Source organism: Chromobacterium haemolyticum DSM 19808 (genome assembly GCF_000711885.1).
Taxonomy (GTDB): domain Bacteria; phylum Pseudomonadota; class Gammaproteobacteria; order Burkholderiales; family Chromobacteriaceae; genus Chromobacterium; species Chromobacterium haemolyticum.
This window is the reverse complement of the sequence record NZ_JONK01000031.1, coordinates 1-26,603: the sequence shown is the minus strand read 5'-3', so window position 1 is coordinate 26,603 and position 26,603 is coordinate 1. Positions and strand designations below refer to the sequence as shown.

Annotated in this window: 26 protein-coding genes; 21 read left to right on the top strand and 5 right to left on the bottom strand. The window is 63.4% G+C overall.

Annotated elements, in window-relative coordinates; translation table 11 throughout:
- Nucleotides 1–2 precede the first annotated feature (2 nt).
- The 15 genes from BR71_RS16305 to BR71_RS16235 all read left to right on the top strand — a co-directional run bounded on the left by BR71_RS16305 (nucleotide 3) and on the right by BR71_RS16235 (nucleotide 13,477).
- Nucleotides 3–809: a phosphatidate cytidylyltransferase gene (locus BR71_RS16305; protein WP_043639929.1), complete on the top strand. Its 807-nt coding sequence runs from the start codon at nucleotides 3–5 to the stop codon at nucleotides 807–809.
- A gap of 17 nt (nucleotides 810–826) precedes the next feature.
- Nucleotides 827–2,011 carry a 1-deoxy-D-xylulose-5-phosphate reductoisomerase gene (ispC, locus tag BR71_RS16300; RefSeq protein ID WP_043639926.1) on the top strand — a complete coding sequence of 395 codons (1,185 nt, stop codon included), beginning with the start codon at nucleotides 827–829 and terminating at the stop codon, nucleotides 2,009–2,011.
- Entirely contained in the window at nucleotides 2,005–3,348 is a 1,344-nt protein-coding gene (gene rseP, locus BR71_RS16295; protein ID WP_043639923.1) for an RIP metalloprotease RseP, read from the top strand. The genes ispC and rseP overlap by 7 nt, the downstream gene beginning before the upstream one ends.
- 9 nt (nucleotides 3,349–3,357) lie before the next feature.
- Nucleotides 3,358–5,646 (top strand): outer membrane protein assembly factor BamA, encoded by a 2,289-nt coding sequence (bamA, locus tag BR71_RS16290; protein ID WP_043639920.1) that lies wholly within the window; start codon nucleotides 3,358–3,360, stop codon nucleotides 5,644–5,646.
- Between the two features lie 18 nt (nucleotides 5,647–5,664).
- On the top strand, nucleotides 5,665–6,150 hold the full coding sequence (locus BR71_RS16285; protein ID WP_043639914.1) for an OmpH/Skp family outer membrane protein: 486 nt from the start codon (nucleotides 5,665–5,667) through the stop codon (nucleotides 6,148–6,150).
- 254 nt (nucleotides 6,151–6,404) lie between these two features.
- Nucleotides 6,405–7,469 carry a UDP-3-O-(3-hydroxymyristoyl)glucosamine N-acyltransferase gene (gene lpxD, locus BR71_RS16280; RefSeq protein ID WP_043639910.1) on the top strand — a complete coding sequence of 355 codons (1,065 nt, stop codon included), beginning with the start codon at nucleotides 6,405–6,407 and terminating at the stop codon, nucleotides 7,467–7,469.
- Nucleotides 7,462–7,914, top strand: a complete 453-nt coding sequence (gene fabZ / locus BR71_RS16275; RefSeq protein ID WP_043639907.1) for a 3-hydroxyacyl-ACP dehydratase FabZ — start codon at nucleotides 7,462–7,464, stop codon at nucleotides 7,912–7,914. Before lpxD ends, fabZ begins: the two co-directional genes overlap by 8 nt.
- A gap of 2 nt (nucleotides 7,915–7,916) precedes the next feature.
- Complete coding sequence (gene lpxA, locus BR71_RS16270) at nucleotides 7,917–8,693, top strand: acyl-ACP--UDP-N-acetylglucosamine O-acyltransferase (RefSeq protein ID WP_043639905.1); 777 nt, start codon at nucleotides 7,917–7,919, stop codon at nucleotides 8,691–8,693.
- A 5-nt stretch (nucleotides 8,694–8,698) separates the two neighbouring features.
- The gene (gene lpxB, locus BR71_RS16265) at nucleotides 8,699–9,871 is read left to right on the top strand and encodes a lipid-A-disaccharide synthase (RefSeq protein WP_043639902.1); all 1,173 of its coding nucleotides are present in this window, start codon (nucleotides 8,699–8,701) and stop codon (nucleotides 9,869–9,871) included.
- Nucleotides 9,868–10,470 carry a ribonuclease HII gene (rnhB, locus tag BR71_RS16260; RefSeq protein ID WP_043639898.1) on the top strand — a complete coding sequence of 201 codons (603 nt, stop codon included), beginning with the start codon at nucleotides 9,868–9,870 and terminating at the stop codon, nucleotides 10,468–10,470. Before lpxB ends, rnhB begins: the two co-directional genes overlap by 4 nt.
- The gene (locus BR71_RS16255; RefSeq protein ID WP_043639895.1) at nucleotides 10,467–10,958 is read left to right on the top strand and encodes a DNA-deoxyinosine glycosylase; all 492 of its coding nucleotides are present in this window, start codon (nucleotides 10,467–10,469) and stop codon (nucleotides 10,956–10,958) included. The genes rnhB and BR71_RS16255 overlap by 4 nt, the downstream gene beginning before the upstream one ends.
- 55 nt (nucleotides 10,959–11,013) lie before the next feature.
- Nucleotides 11,014–11,226 carry a hypothetical protein gene (locus tag BR71_RS16250; protein ID WP_019100291.1) on the top strand — a complete coding sequence of 71 codons (213 nt, stop codon included), beginning with the start codon at nucleotides 11,014–11,016 and terminating at the stop codon, nucleotides 11,224–11,226.
- A gap of 225 nt (nucleotides 11,227–11,451) precedes the next feature.
- A complete protein-coding gene (gene mobB / locus BR71_RS16245; protein WP_043639893.1) occupies nucleotides 11,452–11,958 on the top strand; it encodes a molybdopterin-guanine dinucleotide biosynthesis protein B in 507 nt (168 codons plus the stop codon).
- Nucleotides 11,945–13,138 (top strand): molybdopterin molybdotransferase MoeA, encoded by a 1,194-nt coding sequence (locus BR71_RS16240; protein ID WP_043639891.1) that lies wholly within the window; start codon nucleotides 11,945–11,947, stop codon nucleotides 13,136–13,138. The genes mobB and BR71_RS16240 overlap by 14 nt, the downstream gene beginning before the upstream one ends.
- A gap of 3 nt (nucleotides 13,139–13,141) precedes the next feature.
- Entirely contained in the window at nucleotides 13,142–13,477 is a 336-nt protein-coding gene (locus BR71_RS16235; RefSeq protein ID WP_043639888.1) for a 2Fe-2S iron-sulfur cluster-binding protein, read from the top strand.
- A gap of 183 nt (nucleotides 13,478–13,660) precedes the next feature.
- Here the strand turns inward: BR71_RS16235 and BR71_RS16230 are convergent, their stop codons facing one another.
- A complete protein-coding gene (locus BR71_RS16230; protein ID WP_052370704.1) occupies nucleotides 13,661–14,773 on the bottom strand; it encodes an AI-2E family transporter in 1,113 nt (370 codons plus the stop codon).
- A 90-nt stretch (nucleotides 14,774–14,863) separates the two neighbouring features.
- Complete coding sequence (dsbD, locus tag BR71_RS16225) at nucleotides 14,864–16,660, bottom strand: protein-disulfide reductase DsbD (RefSeq protein WP_156039011.1); 1,797 nt, start codon at nucleotides 16,658–16,660, stop codon at nucleotides 14,864–14,866.
- A gap of 209 nt (nucleotides 16,661–16,869) precedes the next feature.
- Here dsbD and BR71_RS16220 point away from each other — a divergent pair, with 209 nt between their 5' ends.
- Entirely contained in the window at nucleotides 16,870–17,652 is a 783-nt protein-coding gene (locus BR71_RS16220; RefSeq protein WP_043639885.1) for an alpha/beta fold hydrolase, read from the top strand.
- Nucleotides 17,653–17,868: 216 nt separating this feature from the next.
- Here the strand turns inward: BR71_RS16220 and dxs are convergent, their stop codons facing one another.
- Genes dxs through BR71_RS16205 form a run of 3 tightly spaced genes read right to left on the bottom strand, consistent with a single transcriptional unit; the run spans nucleotide 17,869 to nucleotide 20,852 of the window.
- Complete coding sequence (gene dxs / locus BR71_RS16215; protein WP_043639882.1) at nucleotides 17,869–19,719, bottom strand: 1-deoxy-D-xylulose-5-phosphate synthase; 1,851 nt, start codon at nucleotides 19,717–19,719, stop codon at nucleotides 17,869–17,871.
- Between the two features lie 13 nt (nucleotides 19,720–19,732).
- Entirely contained in the window at nucleotides 19,733–20,629 is an 897-nt protein-coding gene (locus tag BR71_RS16210; protein ID WP_043639879.1) for a polyprenyl synthetase family protein, read from the bottom strand.
- Nucleotides 20,619–20,852, bottom strand: a complete 234-nt coding sequence (locus BR71_RS16205; protein WP_043639876.1) for an exodeoxyribonuclease VII small subunit — start codon at nucleotides 20,850–20,852, stop codon at nucleotides 20,619–20,621. Before BR71_RS16205 ends, BR71_RS16210 begins: the two co-directional genes overlap by 11 nt.
- Before the next feature lie 256 nt (nucleotides 20,853–21,108).
- On the opposite strand from BR71_RS16205, the gene BR71_RS16200 reads away from it, so the two are divergent.
- From BR71_RS16200 to BR71_RS16180, 5 genes are all read left to right on the top strand, one after another.
- Complete coding sequence (locus tag BR71_RS16200; RefSeq protein ID WP_043639872.1) at nucleotides 21,109–21,942, top strand: SDR family NAD(P)-dependent oxidoreductase; 834 nt, start codon at nucleotides 21,109–21,111, stop codon at nucleotides 21,940–21,942.
- A gap of 208 nt (nucleotides 21,943–22,150) precedes the next feature.
- On the top strand, nucleotides 22,151–23,956 hold the full coding sequence (locus BR71_RS16195) for an ABC transporter substrate-binding protein (protein WP_043639869.1): 1,806 nt from the start codon (nucleotides 22,151–22,153) through the stop codon (nucleotides 23,954–23,956).
- A 56-nt stretch (nucleotides 23,957–24,012) separates the two neighbouring features.
- A complete protein-coding gene (locus BR71_RS16190) occupies nucleotides 24,013–24,954 on the top strand; it encodes an ABC transporter permease (protein WP_043639860.1) in 942 nt (313 codons plus the stop codon).
- Between the two features lie 16 nt (nucleotides 24,955–24,970).
- Complete coding sequence (locus BR71_RS16185) at nucleotides 24,971–26,035, top strand: ABC transporter permease (RefSeq protein WP_043639856.1); 1,065 nt, start codon at nucleotides 24,971–24,973, stop codon at nucleotides 26,033–26,035.
- A gap of 17 nt (nucleotides 26,036–26,052) precedes the next feature.
- A partial coding sequence (locus tag BR71_RS16180; protein ID WP_043639853.1) for an ATP-binding cassette domain-containing protein occupies nucleotides 26,053–26,603 on the top strand: 551 nt, incomplete at its 3' end.

The window sequence follows — 26,603 nt, the reverse complement described above, 5'->3', positions numbered from 1 at the left end:
CCATGCTGCTGACACGCGTTCTGACCGCCCTGGTGTTGTTGCCGCTGATGCTGGCGGCCTTGTTTCTATTCCCGGCTGAAGCCTGGGCCGGCTTCTCCTGGCTGATCATCGTGCTGGCCTTGTGGGAATTCAGCCGCATGGCCGGCATGGCGGGCGCAGGCAAATGGCTGTATCTGGCCGTCAGCAGCGCGCTGGCCGCGGCGGCTTGGTTCGGCCATTACCGGCTGGGCCTGGTTGAGCATGCGCTGACGCTGGCGTTCTGGTTGTTGTTGGTGCCGTGCTGGCTGGCCAAGCGTTGGCGCATCCGTCAGGGCGCGACGGCCTGGCTGCTGGGCTGGCTGCTGATGTTGCCGGCCTGGTTCGCCTTTCTGGAATGGCGGCCGCATCCCGGAGCGGCGGACGCCTTCGCCTTGCTGGCGGTGATGGGCCTGGTGTGGGTGGCGGACATTGCCGCTTACTTCTCCGGCAAGGCTTTCGGCCGTCGCAAGCTGGCGCCGTCCATCAGCCCGGGCAAGAGCTGGGAAGGGGTGTACGGCGGCGTGATCTGCGTGGCCCTGTACGTGGCGCTGGTGGATCATCTGGGCTGGATAGACATCGGCTTGCCGATTTGGGCGCTGTTGCTGTTGGCGCTGCCGCTGAGCGCGGTCAGCGTGATGGGCGATCTGCTGGAATCCTGGTTCAAGCGCGCGTCGGGGATCAAGGACAGCAGCAGCTTGTTGCCCGGTCACGGCGGCGTGTACGACCGTATCGACAGTCTTATCGCCGTCCTCGCCGTCAGCAACGCGCTGCGGGCTCTGGGCGGCATGTAACCGCAGGAACACTTTCAATGACGAAACCGCAAGGGATTGTCGTTCTCGGCGCCACCGGCAGCGTGGGCGCCAATACGTTGGACGTGGTGGCGCGCCACCCCGAGCGTTACCGGGTGGTGGCGCTAAGCGGCAACCGTCAGATTGAGCGCTTGTTCGAGCAGGCCTTGCAATTCCGGCCGGCTTACGTGGTGACTGGCGACGCCGCGTCCGCGGACACCTTGCGCGCCCGGTTGGCCGAGGCTGGCGTGAACGCCGAGGTGCTGCACGGCCCGGCCGCCTTGGTCCAGGTGGCGGCGCTGCCCGAGGCCGATGTGGTGATGGCCTCCATCGTCGGCGCCGCGGGCCTGCCGTCCGCGATGGCGGCGGCGCGCGCCGGCAAGCGCATTTTGTTGGCCAACAAGGAGTCGTTGGTGGTGGCCGGCCGTCTGTTCATGGACGCGGCGCGCCGCCACGGCGCGACCCTGCTGCCGGTGGACAGCGAGCACAGCGCCATCTTTCAGTCGCTGCCGCACGACTACGCCGGCAATTTGGACGCCGCCGGCATCCGCAAGATCATCCTTACCGCCTCCGGCGGCCCCTTCCGTCAGTCTTCTGCAGAGGACTTGCTGCGCGTCACTCCGGACGACGCCTGTCGTCATCCCAACTGGGTGATGGGGCGCAAGATTTCCGTCGATTCCGCTTCCTTGATGAATAAGGGGTTGGAAGTGATCGAGGCGCATTGGCTGTTTTCCGCGCCGCCGGAACGCATCGAAGTCGTGGTGCATCCGCAAAGCGTGATTCATTCCATGGTGCAATATCGCGATGGTTCGGTGATGGCCCAGTTGGGCGCGCCGGATATGCGCACCCCTATCGCCTGCGCGCTGGCCTGGCCGGAGCGGGTCGAGGCCGGTGTGGGCTCGCTGGACTTTTCCTCCTTGTCCAACCTCACTTTCGAAGCGCCGGATCTGGAGCGTTTCCCTTGCCTGAAGCTGGCTTTCGACGTGTTGCGCCTGGGCGGCGACGCGCCGGCGGTGTTGAACGCGGCGAATGAAGTCGCCGTGGACGCCTTCCTGAATGGACGTCTGCGTTTCGTCGACATCCCCGCGGTGGTGTCCGCCGCTCTGGAGGGCGTCAGCCTGGCAGGCAGCGACTCGTTGGAGGCCTTGTTGGCCAAGGATGAGGAAGCGCGCGCCTTCGCGTTGCAGCGGGTGCCCGCATGCTGACTCTGCTCGCCTTCCTGGTTGCCATCGGCGTGCTGGTGACGTTTCACGAGCTGGGCCACTATTGGGTGGCCCGGTTGTGCGGGGTCAAGGTGCTGCGTTTTTCCATCGGCTTCGGCAAACCGCTGTGGTCATATTGGCGCAAGGGCACCGAGTGGGTGATCTGTCCGATCCCGCTGGGCGGCTATGTGCGCATGCTGGACGAGCGCGAGGGCCCGGTGACGGAAGCGTTGCGCCCGCAGGCGTTCAACAATCAGCATGTGCTGAAGCGCATCGCCATTGTCGCCGCCGGCCCGCTGGCCAATCTTTTGCTGGCGGTGCTGCTGTATTGGGTGGTGATGGGGCAGGGGGTGACTCAGATCAAGCCTCTGGTCGGCACCGTGGTGGCGCAGACCCCGGCGGCGGCAGCCGGCTTCGCGCCCGGCGACCGCATCCTGAGCGTGGCCGGTCAGCCCGTGGCCAATTGGCAGCAGATCCGTCTTGCTCTGGTGGAGGCGGCAATGTCGCCGGACGCCACCGTGGTGCAGGTGGAGACCGCGGCGGGCGCTCGGGCTGAACGTCGCATTGACCCGGCCCGTTTTGGCGACAAGGCGGTGACCGCGATGCAGCAAGGCAGCACCGGTCTGACGCCGGGGCGCTTTTTGCCTGTGATCGGCGCTTTGGAGGAGGGCGGCGCCGCGCAAAGCGCCGGCCTCAAGCCGGGCGACAAACTGCTGGCGCTCAACGGTAAGCCGCTGAGCAACTGGGAGGGATGGGTCGCCGAGGTGCGCAACAGCCCCGGCAGGGATCTGGAAGTGAAAATCCAGCGCGGTTCGGACACCCTGAGCATCAAGGTGCGGCCGCAGGCCCACCAGCAGGACGGCGAGGTGGTGGGGCGCATCGGCGCCGCGCCGCAAGCGGACGCAGTCTGGGGCCGCCAACTGCTGTACACCGAGCATTACTCGGTGGCGCAGGCCGGCCTGGCCGCCTTGGCCAAGACTTGGGACACCGGCTGGATGAGCGTCAAATTCATGGGGCGCATGCTGATGGGTCAGGCTTCCCTGGATAATTTGTCCGGTCCGCTGACCATCGCCAATGTCGCCGGCCAGACCGCGCGCGAGGGTTTGACGCCTTATCTGGAGTTTCTGGCGCTGATCAGCATCAGCATCGGCGTGCTGAATCTGCTGCCGATTCCAGTTCTGGATGGCGGGCACTTAATGTATTATGTCGCGGAGTTGATCAGAGGCCGCCCCGTCAGTGAGCGGGCGCAATTGTTCGGACAAAAAATTGGCTTCATCTTGCTGGCGTCTTTGATGGCGTTTGCCTTGCTGAATGATTTCAGCCGCCTATTTGGGGGTTAAAACCGATCTATGAAATTGAAATTGCTTGCAGCAGCCGTATTGGGCTTGACTACGGCCTCCATGGCCTGGGCTGTTGATCCCTTCGTCATCAAGGATATCCGGGTTGAGGGCCTGCAGCGCACCGAACCCGGCACCGTGTTCAATTATCTGCCGGTCAAGGTGGGCGACACCTTTAACGACCAGAAAGCCAACGAGGCGATCAAGGCCTTGTTCGCCACCGGCTTCTTCAACGATGTGCGCATCGAATCGCGCGACAGCGTGGTGATCGTGGCCGTGGCAGAGCGCCCGGTGGTCAGCCAGCTCAACATCAACGGCGCCAAGGAGTTCAGCAAGGACCAACTGAAAAAGGCGCTGAAGGACAACGGTTTCGCCGAATCGCTGATTTTCGATCAGGCGCTGCTGGACGGCGCGGTGCAGGAACTCAAGCGCCAGTATTACAGCCGCGGCAAGTACTCCGTGGAAGTGACCCCCTCGGTCACCAAGCTGGAACGCAACCGCGTGGCGGTGACGCTGGACATCAACGAAGGCGTGACCGCGCGCATCAAGGAAATCCGCATCGTTGGCGCCAATGCCTTCAAACAGTCCGAGCTGATCGACCAGTTCAGCCTGACCACCGGCGGCTGGTTGTCGTGGGTAACCAAGGACGACCAATATTCCAAGCAGAAGCTGACCGGCGACCTGGAGAAACTTAAAGCTTTCTACCAGAACCAGGGTTATCTCGAGTTCAACATCGACTCCACCCAGGTGTCGATCAGCGCCGACAAGCAGGATATGTTCCTGACGGTGAATATTCACGAAGGCAAGAAGTTCACCATCTCCGACATCAAGCTGGCCGGCGACCTCAAAGTGCCGGAAGCGGACCTGCGCAAGCTGATTCAGGCCAAGTCCGGGGACACTTTCAACAACGAGCGCATCACCGAATCGGTGAAGTCGCTGAGCGACCGTCTGGGCCAGGCCGGCTACGCCTTCGCCAACGTCAACGTGCTGCCGGACATCGACCACGACAAACAGACGGTGGCCTTTACCTTCTTCGTGGATCCGGGCCGCAAGACCTATGTTCGCCGCGTCAATATCGCCGGCAACACCAAGACCCGCGACGAAGTGATTCGACGCGAGTTGCGCCAGCTGGAAGGCGCCCCTTACGGCGCGGACAAGATCAAGCGCAGCAAGGAACGCGTTGAACTGTTGGGCTATTTCGAAGACGTCAATATCGAAACTCCGGCGGTGCCCGACGCCGCCGACCAGGTGGACATGAACATCAGCCTGAAGGAACGCTCCACCGGCAGCGTATCCGCCGGTATCGGCTTTGTGCAGGGCGAGGGCGTGCAATTGTCCGCCAACCTGTCGCAGAGCAATATCTTTGGTTCCGGCAAATACATGTCGCTGGGCCTGTCCACCGGCAAGGTGAACAAGAATATCTCGCTGTCTTTCACCGATCCGTACTTCACGCCGGACGGCGTCAGCCTGGGCTACGACTTGTACAACCGAGTCTACAACCCTGACGCCACCAATATCTCCGCGTACAAGACCAGCACCATAGGCGGGGCGGTGCGCTTCGGGGTGCCGGTGACCGAGTACGACCGCATCAACTTCAGCATCGGCGCGGAAAACACCAAGATCAGCACCTACAACAACAGTCCGCAGCGCTACAAGGACTTCGTCAACCAGTACGGCAGCAGCAACAATACCTTGCTGGGCACCATCAGCTGGGGCCGGGATACCCGCGACAGCGCGCTGTGGCCTACCCGCGGCGCGGTGATCAAGGTGGGCGCGGACGCCGGCCTGCCGGGCGGCGATCTGCAGTACTATCGCCTGACTCACCAGCAGACTTGGTTCTTCCCGCTGAGCAAAACCTTCACCCTGATGCTGAACGGCGAACTGGGCTATGCCGACGGTTACGGCAAAACCTCGCGCCTGCCGTTCTTCCAGAACTTCTACATGGGCGGCCTGGGCTCGGTGCGCGGTTACGACACCAGCAGTATCGGTCCGCGCGACACCAACGGCGACTACCTGGGCGGCACCCGCAAGGCGGTGGCCAACGCAGAAGTGCTGTTCCCGTTCCCGGGAATGAAGGACAATAAGTCGGTGCGCACCAGCTTGTTCTTCGACGCCGGCACCTTGTGGGATCCGTCTGTGGCGGGCAGTTCCGCCGGCGACGGCATCCGCTATTCCGCGGGCGTGGCGCTGACCTGGCTGTCTCCGATCGGTCCGATGAAGTTCAGTATCGCCAATCCGCTGAAGAAGAAGGACAACGACAAAGTCCAGCGCTTCCAATTCCAGCTGGGTACCGTGTTCTAAAATTGACGGGGTTGTTATATGAAAGCATTGCTGTGGGCGGCCGCCATCGTATCGGCAGTCGCCATGTCGGCCCAGGCGGCCGAACTCAAAATGGGCTATGTCAACACTGAGCGCATCTATCGCGAAGCCGCGCCGGCCATCGCCATCCAGAAACGCCTGGACAAGGAGTTCTCCGAGCGGCGCAACGAGCTGAAGAAGATGGAGGCGCGCGCCAAGGAGCTGGAGTCCCAGCTGGCCAAGAGCAGCTTGAATTCCGACGACCGCAAGCGCTACGAGCGCGAGTACGCGGCGCTGGACCGGGATTACCGGGCCAAGGGCCGCGAGCTGTCCGAGGACTTCAACCAGCGCCGCAACGAGGAGTTCGCTTCGGTGCAGGAGCGGGCCAACCGCGCGCTCAAGCAACTTGCCGAGCGCGAGCAGTACGATCTGATCCTGCAAGACGTGGTGTATGTGAACCCCAAGTACGACCTGACGCCCAAGGTTCTGAAGGAACTGGAACGCTGAAGGCAGGGCGGGGCGGCCTAAGAGCCTGTTCAAAGTTTCGCGAGCCAAGGCGAGACAAGGCGAAAACGAGCGAAAAAGCGGAGTGTACGAGGGGTACATGAGCATTTTGAGCTTGTACTCACCGTGCAACGCTCCATGCAGCGCAGCAGACTTTGAACAGGTTCTAACGGCCGCCCCGGATGTGCGCGGCTGTGGCCGGTGCGCCAACACATAATTACGGGAGCAAGCCGACCCCAGGTCGGCTTTCGTTTTTGATGGCTTATACCCTCTCATTTATTATCGAAAGGTTGGGCGGCGAGCGGGCCGGCCCGGACCTGACGGTCGGCCGCCTGGCGCCGCTGGAAGCGGCCGCGGCCGGCGATATCGCCTTTCTGGCCAACCCCAAGTATCGCAAGCAGCTGGACGACAGCGACGCCAGCGCGGTGATCGTTTCGCCCAAGATGGCGGAAGAGCTGGCGCAGAGCGAGGCCTGGAGCCAGCGCTCCTGGATCGTCGCCGCCGACCCCTATCTCTACTTCGCGCGCCTGGCGGCCTTGTTCCACCCGCAGCCGCAGCCGCAAGCCGGCGTGCACCCCAGCGCGGTGCTGGGCGAGGGCGCTCGGGTAGCGGCCAGCGCCGAGGTGCGCGAGCACGTCAGCATCGGCCGTAATGCGGTCATCGGCGAGCGCTGCCGTCTGCTGCCGGGCGTGGTAGTGGGAGACGACTGTGTGTTGGGCGACGACGTGGTGTTGTACCCCAACGTCACGCTGTACCACGGCTGTGTGCTGGGCAACCGCGTCGGCGTGCACTCAGGCAGCGTGATCGGCGCGGACGGCTTCGGCCTGGCCTGGGATAAGGACCACTGGTTCAAAATTCCGCAAACCGGCCGCGTCATCATTGAGGACGATGTGGAAATCGGCGCCAACACCACGGTGGATCGCGGCGCGATGGCGGACACTGTCATCAGGAAAGGCGCCAAGGTGGACAACCTGGTGCAGATCGCCCACAACGTACAGATCGGCGAGCATTCCGCCATCGCCGGCTGCGTCGGCATCGCCGGCAGCGCCAAAATCGGCGCTTACTGCACGGTGGGCGGCGCGGCGATGTTCGTCGGCCATATTGAAATAGCGGATAAAACCCATATCGGCGGCGGCACCCTGGTGTCGAAGTCGATCAAGACGCCGGGCACTTACGCCTCGTCTTACCCATTGCAACCGATGAAAGAGTGGCTGGCCAACGCCGTGCACGTCCGTCACCTGGATGATATGGCCAAGCGGCTCAAGCAGCTCGAACGCGAGCTCAAAGAAATGAAGAATCAGGAGGAGTCCCCCAATGTCTGAACACGCCATCACCATTGATGTCCGCGAAATCATGCGCTATCTGCCGCATCGCTATCCTTTCCTGCTGGTGGACCGTGTCACCGAATTCGAGGAAAACAAACGCATCAAGGCGCTGAAGAACGTCACCATCAACGAACCGTTCTTCGTTGGCCACTTCGAGCAGTATCCGGTGATGCCGGGCGTGCTGATCATCGAGGCGATGGCTCAGGCCGCCGGCATCCTGGCCATCCGCAGCCAGGGCGAGCGCGCCGAGAACGAGCTGTATTTCTTCGTCGGCATCGACAACGCCCGTTTCAAGCGCCAAGTGGTGCCGGGCGATCAACTGACCTTCGAAGTGGAACTGATCACCAGCAAGCGCGGCATCGGCAAGTACTCCGCCCGCGCGCTGGTGGACGGCCAGCTGGCTTGCGAAGCCGAAATCATGTGCGCCAAGCGCGAGGTGTGATCATGGCCATCCATCCAACCGCCATCGTCGACCCCAAGGCCCGGATCGCCGACGACGTCGAGATCGGTCCTTACTCCATCATCGGCCCCAACGTCAGCATCGGCAGCGGCAGCTGGGTTGGTCCCCATGTGGTGATCGAAGGGTACACCACCATCGGCAAGAACAACCGCATCTTCCAGTTCTGCTCGCTGGGCGCCATACCGCAAGACCTGAAGTACGCTGGCGAGCCGACCCGCCTGGAAATCGGCGACAACAACACCATCCGCGAATTTTGCACCTTTAATACCGGTACGGTGCAGGATGGTGGCGTGACCCGCGTGGGCAATGAAAACTGGGTGATGGCCTATGTGCACATAGCGCATGACTGCCAGGTGGGCAGCCATACCATCCTGGCCAATAACGCTACGCTGGCCGGTCACGTACATATCAGCGACTGGGTGTTCCTGGGCGGTTTCACCAGCGTGCACCAATTCGTCATTATTGGCGAGCACGCGATGACCGCTTTCGCCAGCGCCGTGGCTCAGGACATCCCGCCATTTGTGACTGCCCACGGCAACCGCGCTGTGCCCTCCGGTATCAACGCCGAAGGCATGAGACGCCGGGGTTTCAGCGCAGAGCAGATCCGCCGCGTGCGTGGCGCTTATAAGACGCTGTACCGCCAGGGTCTGCCCTTCGAAGACGCCAAGGCCGCCATCCTGGAGGAGGCCGCCGTCGGCCACGACGAGCTGGCGCCGTTCACCCGCTTCTTTGGCCAGTCCGCCAGAGGCATCATTCGCTAAGATCCATGCCCGACACTTTGTTTAAAAGCAAGCGGGCACTGAAGGTCGCCATGGTGGCTGGGGAAGCCTCTGGCGACCTTCTTGCCGCCCACCTGATGGATGCGCTGCTGGCGCGCTATCCCGACATCGAGTTCGCCGGCATCGGCGGCCCGCGGATGGAAGCCAGGGGCTTCGTCAGCCATGCGCCGCAAAGCCGGCTGGCGGTGATGGGCTACGCCGAAGTGCTCAAGCGTTTGCCGGAGCTGCTGCGCATCCGCCGTACCCTGCGCGACCGCCTGATTGCGGAGAAGCCGGATGTTTTCATCGGCATTGACGCGCCTGACTTCAACCTGGATCTGGAGGCCGCGCTCAAACGCGCCGGCATTCCCACCGTTCACTACGTCAGCCCCTCGGTTTGGGCCTGGCGTCCGGAGCGGGTGCAGAAGATAGGCCGCAGCGTCAGTCACATGCTGTGCTTGTTCCCGATGGAGCCTCCCTTGTACCGCCAGGCCGGGGTGCCGGTGACCTATGTCGGCCACCCGTTGGCCAGCGAGATCCCGTTGAGGCCGGACCAGAGCGCGATGCGCGAACAACTGGGGCTGCCGCAGCGCGCGCCGGTGTTCACCCTGATGCCGGGCAGCCGCATCGGCGAACTGGAGCACATGGCGCCGCTGTACATCGAAACCGCCAAGTTGCTGCTGAAAAGCTATCCGGACGCCCAGTTCCTGGTGCCGCTGGCCACGCGTCCAACGATGGAATTGTTCGACCGCATGCTGACCCGTCACAAGGGCTGGGATCTGCCCTTGCGCAAGCTGTTCGGCCACGCGCAGATGGCGATGATCGCCAGCGACGCGGTGTTGGTCACCAGCGGCACCGCCACGCTGGAAGTGGCGCTGACCAAGAAGCCGATGGTGATCAGCTACAAGCTGTCCGCGCTGACTTACCGCCTGGTCAAACGCAAAATCCGTCTGCCCTACGTCGGCCTGCCCAATATCCTGTGCGGGCGCTTCGTGGTGCCGGAACTGCTGCAGAAACAGGCCACGCCGGCCAAGCTGGCGGCGGAGATGCAAAGGCTGTACGAAGATCAGGACGCGCGCCGCGAGATGGTGCAGACCTTTACCGAGCTGCATCAGTCGCTGCGTCAGGACACGGCCGCGCTGGCCGCGGACGCGGTGTTGCAGGTGGCGGGGCGGCAATGAGCGGGCTTGATCTGGAGAGGATCGCCGGCGTCGACGAAGCCGGCCGCGGCCCGCTGGCCGGCGCGGTGTTCGCCGCCGCGGTGATTCTGGACCCGGCCAAGCCTATCGCCGGCCTGGCGGACTCCAAAGTGCTGAGCGAGGCCCGCCGGGACGAGCTGGCCTTGTTGATCAAGCGGGACGCGCTGGCCTGGTGCATCGCCAGCGCCAGTGTCGAGGAAATCGACAAGCTCAATATTCTGCACGCCACCATGCTGGCGATGACACGCGCGGTGCAAGGCCTGCAGCCGCAGGCGACGCGCGCGCTGATCGACGGCAACCGTGTGCCCAAGGGGCTGCCGGTGCCGGGGGAAGCCATCGTCAAGGGCGACGCCAAGGTGGCGGCCATCTCCGCGGCCTCCATTCTGGCCAAAACCGCGCGTGATGCCGAACTGGTGGCCCTGGACGCTCTCTATCCGCAATACGGCTTCGCTCGCCACAAGGGTTACCCCACCGCGGAACACCTGGCCGCGCTGGAACGGCACGGCGCCTTGACGGCTCACCGCAAGAGCTTTGGTCCGGTCAAAGCCTGGCTGGCGCGCCAGCAGGGGCAGTTGTTTTGAGCGGCGAGGGCGCCAAATCCTGCTTCCCGCCGGTAGCGAGGCCGGACGCCCGCGTGCTGGTGCTGGGTTCCTTGCCCGGCGACGCCTCCTTGCAGGCCGGCCAGTACTACGCTCACCCCCGCAATCAATTCTGGCCGCTGATGCAGGCCATCACTGGCCGGCGCTTGGTCGAACTGGCCTACGCCGAGCGCCTGGAGGCGCTGCAGCAGGCCGGCGTGGCGCTCTGGGACGTGATTGCCAGCGCACGGCGCCGGGGCAGCCTGGACGCAGACATCCGCGATCAGCAGTCCAACGATTTGCGCGAGCTGGCGCAAAGCCTGCCGCGGCTGCGCGCGGCCGCTTTCAACGGCGCCACCGCCGCGCGCGCGGCCGGACAGCTGGACGGGCTGGCCCTGGACATCCTGGCCTTGCCATCCTCCAGCCCGGCGCATACCCTGTCGTTTGACAGAAAACTTGAAGTTTGGCGGCAACTGGGACGATATTTGTAGTTGACGATGGCCAAATGCGCTTGTCGTCGCGATGAAACCACCTGGGGGAGCGAATATGGGCCATTACTGCATATGGTTTGTCACGCCGGACGACAGCGTGATGCGCCGGGCCGAAGTGGTGATCAACGGCGTGATCCATTGCCATCAGGTGCTGGAGGAAATCGAGGCGCAGCTGGCGGTAGACTGCGGGCTGACCCAGGTGATGATCGTGGACTGGAAACGTTTTGAAACACCGGAGCCCGCCAGCAAGCTAGCTCATGCGGCCTAAGAGCCTGTTCAAAGTCTGTTGCGCTTGGGCGATACGGCGTTAAAACCGTCTTCGAAACGCTCATGGACTGGATGCGCATTCCGCTTTCTCAGCTGTTTTCGCCTGTCTCTCTCTAGCCGGCAAGATCGTAAACACGCTCTAGGCGGCTAGCTCTTTGGTAGGAGTCAAGCCCGCGGGCGGCCATGCTATCATGGCCGCCTGAATCTTTATGGGGGCGTCTGCGCCATGCGCGTGTTGGGTTTCGCCGGCTATTCCGGCAGCGGCAAGACCACCTTGCTGGAAAAACTGATTCCCCGGCTGACGGCGCGCGGCCTGCGCGTCGCCGTGATCAAGCACACTCACCACGATGTGGACTGGGACACCCCGGGAAAGGATAGCTGGCGCCACCGCCAGGCCGGCGCGGCGCAAGTGCTGCTGGCCTCGGCCCGGCGCCGTATGCTGGTGGAGGAACTGGCGGACAGCAACGAGCTGCCGTTGGCCGCCCACCTGGCCATGCTGGGCCCCTGCGACCTGGTCCTGGCCGAAGGCTTCAAACAGGAAGCCATTCCCAAGATAGAAGTGGTTAACAGCGCTTTGGCCGCGCCGGCCTTGCATCCGGTCGATCCGCAAGTGCTGGCCGTGGTCGGCGACTTGCCGCAGGCGCTGGACATCCCCTGGTTTCACCGCGACGACGCCGACGCTGTCGCCGCCTTCCTGATTTCAAGATTGGACCTGTCCCATGCTGAGCTTTGAACAAGCCCGCGACTGGCTGCTGCAACGCGCCCAGCCGCTGGCCGCCACTGAACAAGTCGAACTGCTGGCCGCGGCCGGCCGCGTGCTGGCCGAGCCGGTGCTGGCCACGCTGGATGTGCCGCCGCACGACAATAGCGCTATGGACGGCTACGCCTTGCGCGCCGCGGAGCAAACCGCGGCGATGCCGGTGTCGCAGCGAGTGCCGGCCGGCAGCGTGCCGCAAGCGCTGGCCGCCGGCAGCGTGGCGCGCATTTTCACCGGCGCGCCCATTCCGCCCGGCGCCGACGCCGTCATCATGCAGGAGCAGGCCGAAACGGCCGACGATGGCGCAGTCAGTTTCAGCCAGCCGGCCAGCGCCGGCCAGAACATCCGTCGCCGCGGCGAAGACATCCGCGCCGGTCAGGAAATCCTGCCGGCGGGCAAGGTGCTGAACCCCGCCGACATCGGTCTGGCTGCGTCCATCGGCGTGGAGACGCTGACGGTGTTCCGCCCGTTGCGGGTGGCGGTATTCTTCACCGGCGACGAGCTGGTGGAGCCGGGCCGGCCGCTGGCCGCCGGCCAGATTTACAACTCCAATCGTTATTGGCTGGCGCCGGCGCTGATGCGCCTGGGCTGCGAGGTGATTGATCTGGGCATTGTCCGCGATTCTCTTGGCGCCACGCGGGAGGCGCTGCGCGACGCAGCGGATGCCGCCGATGTGATCATGACCTGCGGCGGGGTGTCGGTGGGTGAGGAAGACCACGTCAAGGCCGCGGTGGAGGCCGAGGGCTCGCTAGACCTGTGGAAGCTGGCAATCAAGCCGGGCAAGCCGCTGGCCTACGGCAAGGTGGGGCCGGCGGATTTCATCGGTCTGCCCGGCAACCCGGTGTCCGGCTTTGTCACCTTCCAGGTGTTGGCGAGGGGCTTCCTGGAGCGGCGCGCCGGCCTGCCGGTATCGGCGCTGACGCCGGAAGGCCCTTATCCGGCGGCTTTTGATTGGACCCGGCCGGATGCGCGCCGCAGCGAATTCATCCGCGTGCGGCGCGTGTGCGTGGACGGCCGCTGGCAACTGGAGCTGTACCCGCAGCAAGGTTCCGGCGTGCTGATGTCCTGCGCCTGGGCTGACGGCCTGGTGCGCTTGGAGCCGGGTCAGGCGGTGGCGCGCGGCGATATGCTGCCCTATTTGCCGCTGGTGCAGTGAGTCGTGCCCACCATCCGTTTCGTCGACGAAAACGGCGCGCTGCTCGGCGAACAGCAGGCGGCGGCTGGCGATAACCTGCTGGACCTGGCTCGGCTGGCGGACGTGCCCCTGCATTGGCGTTGCGGGCAGGGCACGTGCGGCACCTGCAAGGTGAGGCTGGCGACACCGGAGGCGGAGCAGCGGCCCAGCCGCAAGGAGCGCAACGTGTTGCTCCGCGCCGGCGCCATCGACGCTGCCCTGGCCGCCAGCGAATGCTGGACCGAAGCGCGGCCTTGGCGGCTGGCCTGCCATTTGCATCTGAGCGAGGAAGACTGGGAAGTGGAGTGTCCGGCGTTTTGAGCGCCAAATACACAAGGGCCCGCATGCGGGCCCTTGTGTATTTGGAAAGCGTTTACGATTTTGCGAGCGCTAGCGAAAATGGCTGAAAAAGCCGAGTGCGCACACGTGCATGAGCATTTTGAGGCCGTTTTCAATGCCGCAGCGCCGACGCGTAGCAGATCGTCAACAGCCTCTTTTGATGCGTTATTCGGAAGCGCCGGCCTGTTCGCAGGTGTCGTCCTCGCCGGTCTTGGGCTCCGGGCATTCCGGGCGCAGCCAATGGCGCAACATGGTCAAGGCCACCGCTAGCAGGGTGGGGCCGATGAACAGGCCTATCACCCCCCAGGCGATCAGGCCGCCGATTACGCCCAGAAAGATCAGCGACAGCGGCATCTGCGCGCCCTGGCTGATCAGCAAGGGCTTCAGAATATTGTCTATGGTGTTGATCAGCAAGAAGCCCCAGACCAGCAGGAAGATGCCAAGGCCGGTGTTGCCGGTGTAAAACACCCAGGCCGCGGCCGGCAGCCAGACGATCAGCGTGGGCATTTGCGCCACCGCGACAATGAAGCAGAGGAAGCCCAGCACCAGCGCGCCTGGCACGCCGGCGATCAAAAGGCCGATCACGCACAGGATGGTCTGCGCCAGCGCGGTGCCCACCACGCCGGTGGTAACGCTGCGTATGGTGCGGGCGATCACATCCGGCAATTCGCCGGCCGGCGCGCCGCCCAGCTTGATCACGATCAGCTCCACCATGTCCCACAGCCGGTCGCCGTTGATCAGCAGCAAGCCGGACACAATGATGGCCAGCACGATTTCCAGCAGGCTCAGGCTGAGATTGGCGCCGCCGGACAGCAGCCACAACGCGCCTTGGTTGACCGCCGGGCGGATTTTCTCGAAGAAGCCGGGCAGGTCGGCCTGCACGCTGCCCCACAGCTTTTGCAGGCTTTCGCCCACTACCGGGATATTGGCCAGCCAGGTAGGCGCGTTGGGCAGCGTCAACTGGGTCAGGTCGTGGGTGAGGCCGGACAGGTGGGGCAGGGTGTCGGCCAGGGTCAGCGCCATCAGGCCGATGGGGATGGCCAGGGCCAAGGCCAGCGCCAGCACGATGAGTAGGGCGGCCAATTTGTGGCGCTCTCCCAGCTTTTGCCGTAGTCGGCAATGCATTGGCCAAGCGGAAATGGCAATGATGGCGGCCCAGGTCAGAGCGCCGAGAAAGGGTTGGATCACGCGCAGGCAGGACATCACCAGCAGCGCGATGATGGCGATCTGAAACACCGCCAGGATGCTGACATTGGAGAACGCTTTATTGATGGCCATGGGGCTCTCGGAAAATGAAAACGGGCCGATCGAAAGATCGGCCCGCTGATTCTGCAATGCAATGAGCGTGAATGCAATTGGCGCTTGCCGCTATTGCGGATTCACCGTCGCCAGGGTCTTGGCGAAGGCTTCCGCCTGCGTGAAACCGATCACGCGATCCGCTTCCTGCCCCAGTTTGTCGAACAAGATAATGCCCGGCGGGCCAAACAGGCCGAAACGCTTGAGCAACGCCTGGTGCTCCGCGCTGTTGGCGGTGACGTCGGCCTTGGCCAGCACATAGCCCTGCATTTGGCGGCCGACCGCCGGATTCGGGAAGGTTTCCGCCTCCATCTCCTTGCAGGACACGCACCAGTCGGCGTAGAAATCCAGCAACAGCGGCTTGCCCTCCGCCTTGGTCTTGGCCAGCAGCGCATCCAGTTGTGCGCTGTTGGCCACCGGCTGGAACACCGCCGCGGCCTTGGCCTCCGCCTGGCCCTGGCTCAGCCAGCGCAAGGGGTAGCGCGGGTTGTCGGCGCCGGCCAGCAGGCCGGCCAATTGCGCCGCGCCGATCAGCAGCAGAGCCACCCCGGCGGCCTTGCCCAAGCGGCGCGGAGCGCCGGCGTTGCTCGGCAGCCCCTCCAGCGCGCCCAGGGACACCGCGCTGCCTATCAGCAGCAAGGCCCACAGCAGCATGACCAGCGCGCCCGCCAGGAAGGGCGTGGCCAGCCAGATGGCCAGGCCCAGCATCACGACGCCGAAGCCGGCTTTGACTGTTTTCATCCAGCCGCCGGCGCGGGGCAGCACATGGCCGCCGAAGGTGCCGATCAGGATCAGCGGCAGGCCCAGGCCCAACGCCATCGCGTACAGCGCCGCGCCGCCCAGAACGGCGTCGCCGGTGCTGCCGATATAGCCCAGCGCCAGCGCCAGCGGCGGGGCGACGCAGGGGCCGATGATCAGCGCGGACAGCGCGCCCATCGCGAATACGGTGGCGAATTTGCCGCCGGACAGATGATTAGAGGTGTCGGCCAGCCGCGATTGCAACGCCGACGGCAGCTGGATGGTGAACAGATCGAACATGGACAGCGCGAACACCACCATCAGCGCGCTGGCGCTCAGCACCACCGCCGGCTGTTGCAGCCATACGGTGAGCAAGGCGCCGGTGAGGCCGGCGATGACGCCGACCACGGTGTAAGTCAGCGCCAGGCCCTGCACATAGGTGAAGGACAACAGGAAGCCGCGGCGGCGGGTCAGGGTAGCGCCCTGGCCGGCAATCAATGAGGAGACGATGGGCAGCAGCGGGTACATGCAGGCGGTGAACGCCATGCCGATGCCCGCCAGCAAAAAGGTGCCCAATGTGGTCAGCCAACCCTGGGCTGCCAGCTCATTGTTGCCGGCCGGGGACTTTCCCTGAGGGGGCGCCTCCGACAGCCATTCGCCCAGCTTGCCGCCGGCGGACGGCGTGCCGCCCACTTTGAGCTTGTGGGTGTAAGGCGGATAGCACACGCCGGCGTCGGCGCAGCCTTGCAGGCGTACTTGCAACTCAAACTCTGCCGGCGCATTGGCTTGCAGCGGCACCGTTATCACGTTCTTGCCGGTGAATACGGTTTGTTTGCCGAAGTACGGGTCGTTCTTTTCCTTGCCGGCCGGGAACTGCGGCGCGCCCACCAGCTTGGCCGGCTGGCTGCTGATCTGGGTGCGGTCGCGGTACAGGTAGTAACCGGGAGCCACGTCCAGCGTCAGCTTGAGCTGTTCGCCGGCGCGTTCAACCTTGGCGGCGAAGGCTTGCTCCGCCGGCAGCAGGTCGTCCTGGTTGACGGCGTGCGCGGGCAGGCTCAAGCCCAGGCAGGCCAGCGAGACCGCGAGCAAGCCCACGATCCGGGATGAGAGTAGCGATAAGTTGATTGGCACGGGATGACTCTATGGTTTATGGTCGTTAGCGTTTGAATGACCGGCGCGCTCAGGCATTGGTTCCTTGGCGGCCGGGCGGGGCGCGGAGGGCGGCGGACTGGGTTGCCGCCGCGTCTTGCTATGCGAAAACAATATGCATTAAATTCAAATTCCGGGCAAACGGTAAGATAGAATATTTATATAAAAACTAGGGCGCAACACCATACATCATGCGAGAAACGATTCACTTTGCTCATGCCAACAGTTTTCCGGCCTCGGTTTACCGCAAGTTTCTAGCCGCGTTGGGCGAGCGCCACCAAGTGGGCTTCCTCGATGCCATCGGCCACGATCCGGCCTATCCAGTGACAGACTGCTGGCCCCATCTGGTGGAGGAAACCATTGCGCACATCGAAAGCCACTATCAAGGGCCCATCGTCGGCGTCGGCCATTCGCTGGGCGGCTTTTTGATGTTCTATGCCGCATTGCGCCGGCCGGAGTTGTTCAAGCGCATTGTGATTCTGGATTCGCCGCTGATGGGGCCGTTCCGCTCGCGAGGCATTTGGCTGGCCAAGAAGCTGGGCTTCATCGACCGCGTCACCCCGGGCGGCAACACCCTGAAGCGGCGCGATAACTGGGCATCGGTGGCCATGGTTCACGACTACTTCGCCCGCAAGCCGATGTTTGCCCGTTTCGATCCGGACTGCCTGGCCGACTACGCCGAGCACGGCACCGTGGACGACGGCCAGGGCGGGCGCAAGCTCAAATTCCGTCCGCAGATAGAACATGAGATCTACTGCGCGCTGCCGCATGATTTTCCTCGTTATCGCGGCCAATTGAAAGTGCCGGCCGCCTTTATCGCGGGAGCCGGTTCGGATGTGCTCAAGCCGGCGGACCTGCGCTTCATGCGCAAACACTTCAATATTCAGGTGCAGATGCAGCAGGGCAGCCATCTGTTCCCGCTGGAGCGGCCGGAGGAAACCGCGCGGCGCATTTTGGAGCTGCTGGAGTCTTGAGCGTTTCCAAAGGCGGTTTCAGGCAAAACAAAGCCCGGCCAAGCCGGGCTTTGTTTTGCCGCAAGGAGAGGGCTGAGAACCTGTTTACGATCTGCTGCGCAGCGGCGAGACAGCGTTAAAAACACGCTCAAAATGCTCATGTGCCCCTTGCACATTCCGCTTTTTCGCTTGTTTTCGCCTTGTCTCGCCCTTGCTTGCGAGATCGTGAACAGGCTCTTACAGCATGGCCAGCCGTTGGCGCGCGCTGCGCTCGATGCCGGCGGCATCCAGGCCGCAGTCGGCCAGCAAGCCGGAAGGATCGCCGTGCTCCACGTAATCGTCCGGCAGACCCAATTGCAGCACTGGTTTAAGGATGCCCATTGCTTGCATCGCCTCCACACAGGCCGAACCGGCGCCGCCCATCACCACGTTTTCCTCCACGGTGATGACCAGATCGTGGCTTTCCGCCAGCCGGCACACCAGTTCCGCGTCCAGCGGCTTGACGAAGCGCATGTCGGCCACGGTGGCGTTTAGCGCCTCGGCCGCGGCCAGCGCCGACGTTACCATGCTGCCGAAGGCGAGGATGGCCACTTTTTCGCCCTGGCGGCGCACCAAGCCCTTGCCCAGCGGCAGCGCCGTCATTTCCGCCTGGATCTCGGCGCCGGGGCCGGTGCCGCGCGGATAGCGCACCGCGGCCGGGCTGTTCATCTGGAAGCCGGTGTACAGCATCTGGCGGCATTCGTTTTCGTCCGAAGGCGCCATCACCGTCAGGTTGGGAATGCAGCGCAGGAAGGACAGGTCGAAGGCGCCCGCATGGGTGGGGCCGTCCGCGCCCACCAGGCCGGCGCGGTCGATGGCGAACAAGACCGGCAGGTTTTGCAGCGCCACGTCGTGGATCAGCTGGTCGTAAGCGCGTTGCAGGAAGGTGGAGTAGATGGCCACCACCGGTTTGACGCCGTCGCAGGCCAGGCCGGCGGCGAAGGTGACCGCGTGCTGTTCTGCGATGGCCACGTCGTAATAGCGGTCCGCGTGCTCTTGTTCGAAGCGCACCAGGCCGGAGCCTTCGCGCATTGCCGGAGTGATGCCCACCAGGCGCGGGTCGCGCTTGGCCATGTCGCAGATCCAGTCGCCAAACACCTGGGTGTACTGCGGCTTCCCGCCGCCCTTGCCGCTGGCCAGGCCGTTATTGGGATCGAACTTGGTGACGCCGTGGTATTTGACCGGGTCGCTCTCCGCCAGCTTGTAGCCGTGGCCTTTCTTGGTGACGATGTGCAGGAACTGCGGCCCCTTGAGGCTGCGGATATTGCTCAGGGTGTCCACCAGCACGTCCACATCGTGGCCGTCGATGGGGCCGATGTAGTTGAAGCCGAACTCCTCGAACAGGGTGCCCGGGGTGAAGAAGCCCTTGACGTGCTCTTCCACCTTGCTGGCGATCTCCTTCAGCGGCGGAGCGATGCCCAGCACCTTGCTGGAGCCTTCGCGCATCGCCGCGTAGAAGCGGCCGGACATCAGCTTGGCCAGGTAGTTGTTGAGCGCGCCCACATTGGGTGAGATGGACATCTCGTTGTCGTTGAGCACCACCAGCAGGTCGGTGTCCATCGCGCCGGCGTTGTTGAGGGCTTCAAAAGCCTGGCCGGCGGTCATGGAGCCGTCGCCTATGATGGCCACGCTTTTGCGCTCTATGCCTTGAGTCTTGGCCGCCACCGCCATGCCCAGCGCCGCGCCGATGGAGGTGGAGGAATGGCCGACGCCAAAGGTGTCGTATTCCGATTCGTCGCGCTTGGGAAAGCCGGCCAAGCCGCCTTTCTGGCGCATGCTGCCCATGCGTTCGCGGCGGCCGGTCAGGATTTTGTGCGGATAGGTTTGGTGGCCCACGTCCCACACCAGGCGGTCGTCCGGGGTGTTGAAGACATAGTGAAGGGCGATGGTCAGTTCAATGCTGCCCAGGTTGGAGGCGAAGTGGCCGCCGGTCTTGCTGACGCTTTCCACCAGAAAGTCGCGCAGTTCGGTGGCCAGCGGCGCAAGCTGCTGGCGCGACAGCTTGCGCAGGTCGGCAGGGCATTGAATGGTCTCGAGCAAGGGATACATAGTTTTCTGCTTCTCAGAACGAGCGCGCGACGATGTAGTCGGCCAGTTCCTTCAATCGTTGGGCGGAATCGCCAAATCCTTCCAGCGCGGCAAACGCCTCGTCGCGCAAGTCGCGGGCAAACTGCTTGGCTTCGGACAGCCCCATCAGGCTGACGTAGGTGGGTTTGTCGTGGGCGGCGTCCTTGCCTGCGGTTTTGCCCAGCGTCGCGGTGTCCGCCTCGCAGTCCAGCACATCGTCCACCACCTGGAAGGCCAGGCCCATGCGCTTGGCGAACACGTCCAGACGGGCGGTTTCCTCCTCGCTCAACGGCCGGCCGGCCATGGCGCCCAGCAATACCGACGAGCGGATCAGCGCGCCGGTTTTCAGCAAATGCATGTATTCCAGTTCCGGCTGGTTCAGCGCCTTGCCCACGCTGGCCAAGTCTATGGCCTGGCCGCCGGCCATGCCGGCATGGCCGGCGGCGCGGGCCAGGGTGTGAACCATGGCGAGCTGAGCCGCGGGGGCCACGCCCGGCAGCGGCGCGCTCAGCGTATCGAAGGCATGGGTTTGCAGCGCGTCGCCCACCAAAAGCGCGGTGGCTTCGTCGTAAGCCACGTGACAAGTGGGCTTGCCGCGGCGCAGCACATCGTCGTCCATACAGGGCATGTCGTCGTGCACCAGCGAATAGACGTGGACCATCTCCAGCGCGGCGCCGATGCGGGCCAGGTTGTCGGCCGAGGCGCCCACCAATTCGCCGGCGGCGAACACCAGCAGCGGGCGTACCCGCTTGCCGCCGCCCAGGCAGACGTAGCGCATCGCTTCGTGCAGTTTTTGCGGCGTGTGCTGATCGGAGGGCAGCAGGCGTTCCAGCGCACCTTCCACTTGCTGCTGGATCTCGGTCATCCAGGCCATGAAAGGTTTATTGGCCATTGGGCAATTCCAGTGGTTTGAGTTCGTTGTTTTCGAGTATTTTCAGTTGCTGTTCCGCGTCGGCCAGTTTGGCCTGGCAGAACTTGATCAATTCTATGCCCTGCTTGTAGGAGCCGAGCGCCGTTTCCAGCGGCATGTCGCCGCTTTCCATCGCCTGGATGATGTCTTCCAGTTGGGCCAGTGCGGTTTCGAAACTGGCCGGCGCTTTGTTGGCTTTAGCCATGGCGTTTTCCTTATGGTGCTTTCGTGGTGGCCGCTCCGTGCGGGCTCCGTCGGTGTCGCGTGGGCGCAGGCGGCTCTTTAAGGCCGTCATTCTAGTCCAATTACCGGGTGCGGCGACAGAGGCGATTGAGCGCTTTTGGCAAGCAAGGATGCTGTTGGGATGGTAGTGGCGCGGAAAGCGAGCGCGTCTAGTGGACAATTCCCCGGCGCCCGCATTTGAGGTAGGGTGTCGCCAATTGAAAACGACAGGGGCCAGCATGCATTCGCAACCAACCATTCTGATTACCGGCTGCTCCAGCGGCATCGGCTACCACACGGCCGTAATCCTGGCCCAGCGCGGCTGGCGCGTGATCGCCAGCTGCCGCGCCGCCGCCGATGTGGAGCGCTTGCGCAGCGAGGGCATGGCTTGCATCCGGCTGGACGTGGACGACGCCGACTCCATTCGAGAAGGATTGGCACAGGCGGTAGAGATGGCCGGCGGGCGACTGGACGCCTTGTTCAACAACGCCGGCTTCGGCCAGCCTGGCGCGGTGGAGGACATCAGCCGAGCGGCGATGCGCGAGCAGTTCGAGACCAATCTGTTCGGCCCTTGGGAGCTGACCAACGCCGCGCTCAAAGTAATGCGAGCCCAGGGCCATGGCCGCATCGTGTTCAACAGTTCCATCCTCGGTTTCGCCGCCATGCGCTGGCGCGGCGCCTACAACGCCAGCAAGTTCGCGATGGAAGGCCTGTGCGACACCCTGCGCCATGAGCTGCATGGCACCAATATCCATGTCTCCCTGGTGGAGCCGGGGCCGATAGAAAGCCGTTTTCGCCCCAATGCGCTGGCGCGCTTCCTGAAAAACGTGGACATCGACGCCAGCCATCATAAAGAGGCCTACCAGCAGCAACTGGCGCGGCTGAAGAAAGAGGGCCATGCCGCGCCGTTCACCCTGCCGGCCAGCGCGGTGGCGGAGGCGGTTCACCGCGCCATCACGGCGGCCAAGCCGGCGGCGCGCTACCGGGTCACCTTTCCTACCAAACTGTATTGGTGGCTGCGCCGCTTGCTGCCAACCCGTTGTTTTGACTGGGCCTTGCGCGCGGCGACTTGAGATGGGCCCAAGTCCTTGGCTTAGCATGAGTTTTTCTATGCATAGACATGTTTTTTCTTTGATGCCATTTTGATAGTTTCTTGTTGATCTAGCCGGCGGATTCGCTTTACAGTCACGGCACTTGCTCATGGCATTTCCTCATGCTGGAGCAGGCATAACAATAGAGACGCCGGGTTTCCCGGCTCCGTGACACAAAGGAGTAAGCGAGATGAATCGCTGGAAATGGCTGCCCCTGCTGCTGGCGGGGGCGGGCCTATTCGCGTCCGCTCAGGCGGCCGATATGAACAAGACGCTGCGGGTGAATTTCGTCGCGCCTGAGTCCGGTTTCGATCCGGCCAAAGTGTACGATGTCTACTCTTTGGGGGTGATCGACAATATCTTCGATACCTTGTATCGATACGACTATTTGGCGCGGCCGCTTGTCGTGACGCCGGCCACGGCCCAAGGTTTGCCTCAGGTATCCGCGGACGGAAAGGTGTTCACCATCAAGATCCGGCCCGGCATCTATTTTGCAGACGATCCCGTTTTTAAAGGCAAAAAGCGCGAACTGACCGCTATGGACTACGCCTATAGCTTCAAGCGATTTGCCGATCCGGTGGTGAACTCGCCCAGCCCGGCGGGCTTTACCGATTTCATCATCGGTTTGGAGGAAGCGGGAAAGCAGGCCCGCAAAACCGGGAAATTCAATTACGACGGTCCAATGGAAGGCATCCAGGTGTTGGACCGTTACACACTGCAATTGCGGTTGAAAAAGCCCAACTTCAATTTCATCAATACCCTGGCGGCCCAAAACGCCGGCGCGGTGGCGCGGGAGGCGATCGAGGCTTACGCCAAGGATACCAACTCTCATCCGGTGGGCACCGGCCCATATATGTTGAAAGACTGGAAGCCGGGCAACCGGATCATGCTGGAGGCTAATCCGGGATACCGCAAGGACGTGTTCAGCAGCGTTGCCGCCGCAGATCCGGCCAATGCCGAAATCATGCGAGATTTACAGGGCAAGACCCTGCCCATCGTGGGACGCATCGATATCAAGGTGCTGGAAGAGGAGCAGCCGCGCTGGCTGTCCTTCCTCAACAAGCAACTGGATGTGTCCGGCGTGCCCAAGTCCGCCATTCCCTCCACCGTGCACAGCAGCGAGGCCAACCCCTTCCAGGCCAGCCTCAATCCGATGCTGGCGCAGCGCGGCATCCGCTTGCACCACAATCTGGGCATGGATGTGACTTATGCCTTCTTCAATATGCGCGACCCGGTGGTGGGCGGCTACAGCAAGCAAAAGGTCGCCTTGCGCCGCGCCATCGGCATGGCCTATCCCAGCCAGGAAGTGATCAAGCTGCTGTATAGCGGCCAGGCTATCCAGTTGCAGAATCTGGTGCCCCTGAACATGGTGGGCAATGACCCGCACTTCCGTGGCGCGCCGGATTTCAACCCGGCGCTGGCCAATGCTTTGCTGGATCAGGCCGGCTACAAGATCGGTCCGGACGGCTACCGTCGCCAGCCCAACGGTCAGCCGCTGTTGATCACTCAGGCCACTCAGGGCAGTGCTTTCGACAAGCAGTTCAACCAGATATGGCAGAAGGCTTTCGACAGCATCAAGCTTCGCGTCGTCTTCAAAGTGGCCAAGTGGAACGAAAACCTCAAGGCCTCTTATGCCGGAAAACTGCAAATGTGGACTTTAGGCGGGTCGGCGGCGACGCCGGACGGGGATGACTTCGTTTCGTCGTTATGGAGCGGTTTGATCGGCCAGGGCAGCAAGACGTTTTTCAGCCACCCGGATTATGACCGGGCCTACCTGGCATCCCAAATCCTGCCGAATGGTCCGGAGCGGGATAAGCAGTTTGATCGGATGAACCGGGTAGCGGCCGCTTATCAGCCGATGATTCCGGGGGTGACGCGCTTTAACAACATCGTCAGCCACGGGTACGTGAAAGGCTTGAAAGTGCATCCTATGTCGGTCGATGGCGTTGCCGGCTCCTGGCGCTATGTCGATATTGACCTGAGCCAGCGGCCTTGAGGCTTGGATTGACCTAAATGCGCCAGGTGGCGCGTTCCACCTGCTGGAGATTCCCGATGTTCAATTTCATCATTCGCCGAATCTGGCAGATGGTGCCGACGATGTTCGGCGTCATGCTGCTGGTGTTCGTGCTGTTCAACTGGGTGGGCGGAGACCCCACCTACATCCTGGCGGGCAAGCGCCTGACGCCCGAAATGCTGCTGAATATCCGTGCCCAGCTGGGCCTGGATAAAAGCCTGCCGGAGCAGTTCTGGCTCTTCGTCAAGCAAGTGGCCGCTTTCGACTTTGGCACTTCCTGGTCCACCCAGCAATCGGTCTCCGCCACGCTGGCCTCGCGCATCGGCCCCTCGCTGACGCTGACCGGCACCTTGCTGGTGTTTGAGCTACTGACCGCGCTGCCCATCGCCATCGTCGTGGCTTACTACCGCGGCACGCTGACCGACCGCATGGTGACACTGATCTGCACCGTGGCCATGTCCATCAGTTCGCTGGCCTACATCATCGTCGGCCAGTACTTGCTGGCTTTCAAACTGGACTGGTTTCCGGTGATGGGGTGGGACGACGGCAGCCTGCTGCGCAGCCTGCTGATCTACGTGCCGCTGCCGCTGATCCTGGGCATGCTGGTGTCGCTGGCGCCCAATGTGCGTTTTTACCGCAGCTTTGTGGTGGAAGAGCTGGGCCACGACTACGTGCGCACCGCGCGCGCCAAGGGCCTGTCGGAAAAAACCGTGCTCTTCAAGCACGTGCTGCGCAACGCGCTGATCCCGGTGGTCACCGCGGTAATGATGTCCTTGCCCTTCCTAGTGCTGGGTTCGATGCTGCTGGAGCGCTTTTTCGGTATTCCCGGCATGGGCAATGAACTGCTGATGGCGGTGGACAAGAGCGATTTCCCGGTGATCAAAGCCATCACCGTGACCATCGCCGCCGCCGCCATGGTGTTCAACCTGCTGGCCGACATCATCTACAAGTGGATCGATCCACGCGTGCAACTCAAGTAAGCGCGGAGCACAAAACATGACAACATTGCAAAACACTGCCGGCGCCGCGCCGGCCGCCCCCTCGCGCAGCCTGTGGGCGCTGGGCTGGCAACGCCTGAAGCGCGACCGTATCGGCTTCGTTTCGCTCTGGGTGGTGGTGGCTTTCATGCTGCTGGCGGCCGCCGGCTGGCTCAACCTGGCCGGCCGTGGCTGGAACGACGAAATCGCCGCTTCCTACGCGCCGCCCACACTGTTGCTGGAACAATACCGCCAGCAGGACACCACAGCCGCCGCCGGAGGCCCTTCCACTGCCATTGTGCCCACCGAACGGCTGAAACCGTCGGAAGACCCCATCCACGATTGGCTGGAAGCCGCGCGTCCCCACGCGGCCCAATATGCCAAGCCTGAGGTGAAAAAAGTGGAATCGCTGCCCTTCGGCGCGGACCAGCGCGGCCGAGATATTCTGGACAAAGTGATCAAGGGCACCGCCACCTCGCTGCTGGTGGGCTTCTTCGGCGCGCTGTTGTCCATCCTGATCGGCACCTCGCTGGGCGCGGTGGCCGGTTACTTCGGCCGCAAGGTGGACGACTTCCTGATGTGGTTTTACAGCGTGTTCACCTCGGTGCCGGACATGCTCTTGCTGCTCGCCTTCGCCGCCGTGGCCGGGCGCGGCATCGCCACCGTCATTCTGGTGCTGTCGCTGACCAGCTGGACCGGTACCTTCCGCCTGGTGCGCGCGGAGTTCATCAAGAACCGCTCGCGCGAATACGTGCAGGCGGCGGACGCCATCGGCGCCAGCCACAGCCGCCGCATGTTCATTCACATCCTGCCCAATGTCTCCCACCTGCTGCTGGTGCAGTTCTCCCTCTTGATGGTGGGCCTGATCAAGTACGAAGTGATCCTGTCCTTCCTCGGCTTCGGCGTCGACGTGCGCCAAGTCAGCTGGGGCTCCATGTTGGCGGAAGTGCCGGAAGAGCTGTTGCAAGGCTATTGGTGGCAACTGGCCATGGTGGTGGTGTTCATGTCCACCTTGGTGACCGCTTTCAGCATGTTGACCGATGCGCTGCGCGACGCGCTGGACCCGCGCGCGGCGGCGAAGTGAGTGGGGGAGAACAGACTATGACCCAAAACCAGACCCTGCTGTCGGTGCGCAACCTCAAAGTGGCGTTCCGCCAGGAGAACGGCGGCGAATTCCAGGCGCTCAAGGGCGTCAGCTTCGACATCCCGGCCAAGCGCACCGTGGCGCTGGTGGGCGAATCCGGCTCCGGCAAATCGGTGACCTCGATGGCCATCATGCGGCTGCTGTCGCCGCAGCACGCGCACATCGCCCCGGACAGCCAGATCCTGCTGCAAGGGCGGGATCTGCTCAAGGCCAGCGGCGCCGAGATGCGCGCGCTGCGGGGCAAAGACATCGCGATGATCTTCCAGGAGCCGATGAGCTCGCTGAACCCGGTGTTCAGCGTGGGCGAGCAGATCATGGAAGCCCTGATGCTGCACGCCAAGCTGGGCCGCCGGGCCGCGCGCCGGCGCGCGATCGAACTCTTGCGCGAAGTGGGCCTGCCGGAACCGGAAAGCAAGGTGGACAGCTACCCGCACCAGCTATCCGGCGGCCAGCAGCAGCGGGTGATGATCGCGATGGCCATCGCCTGCGAACCCAAGCTGCTGATTGC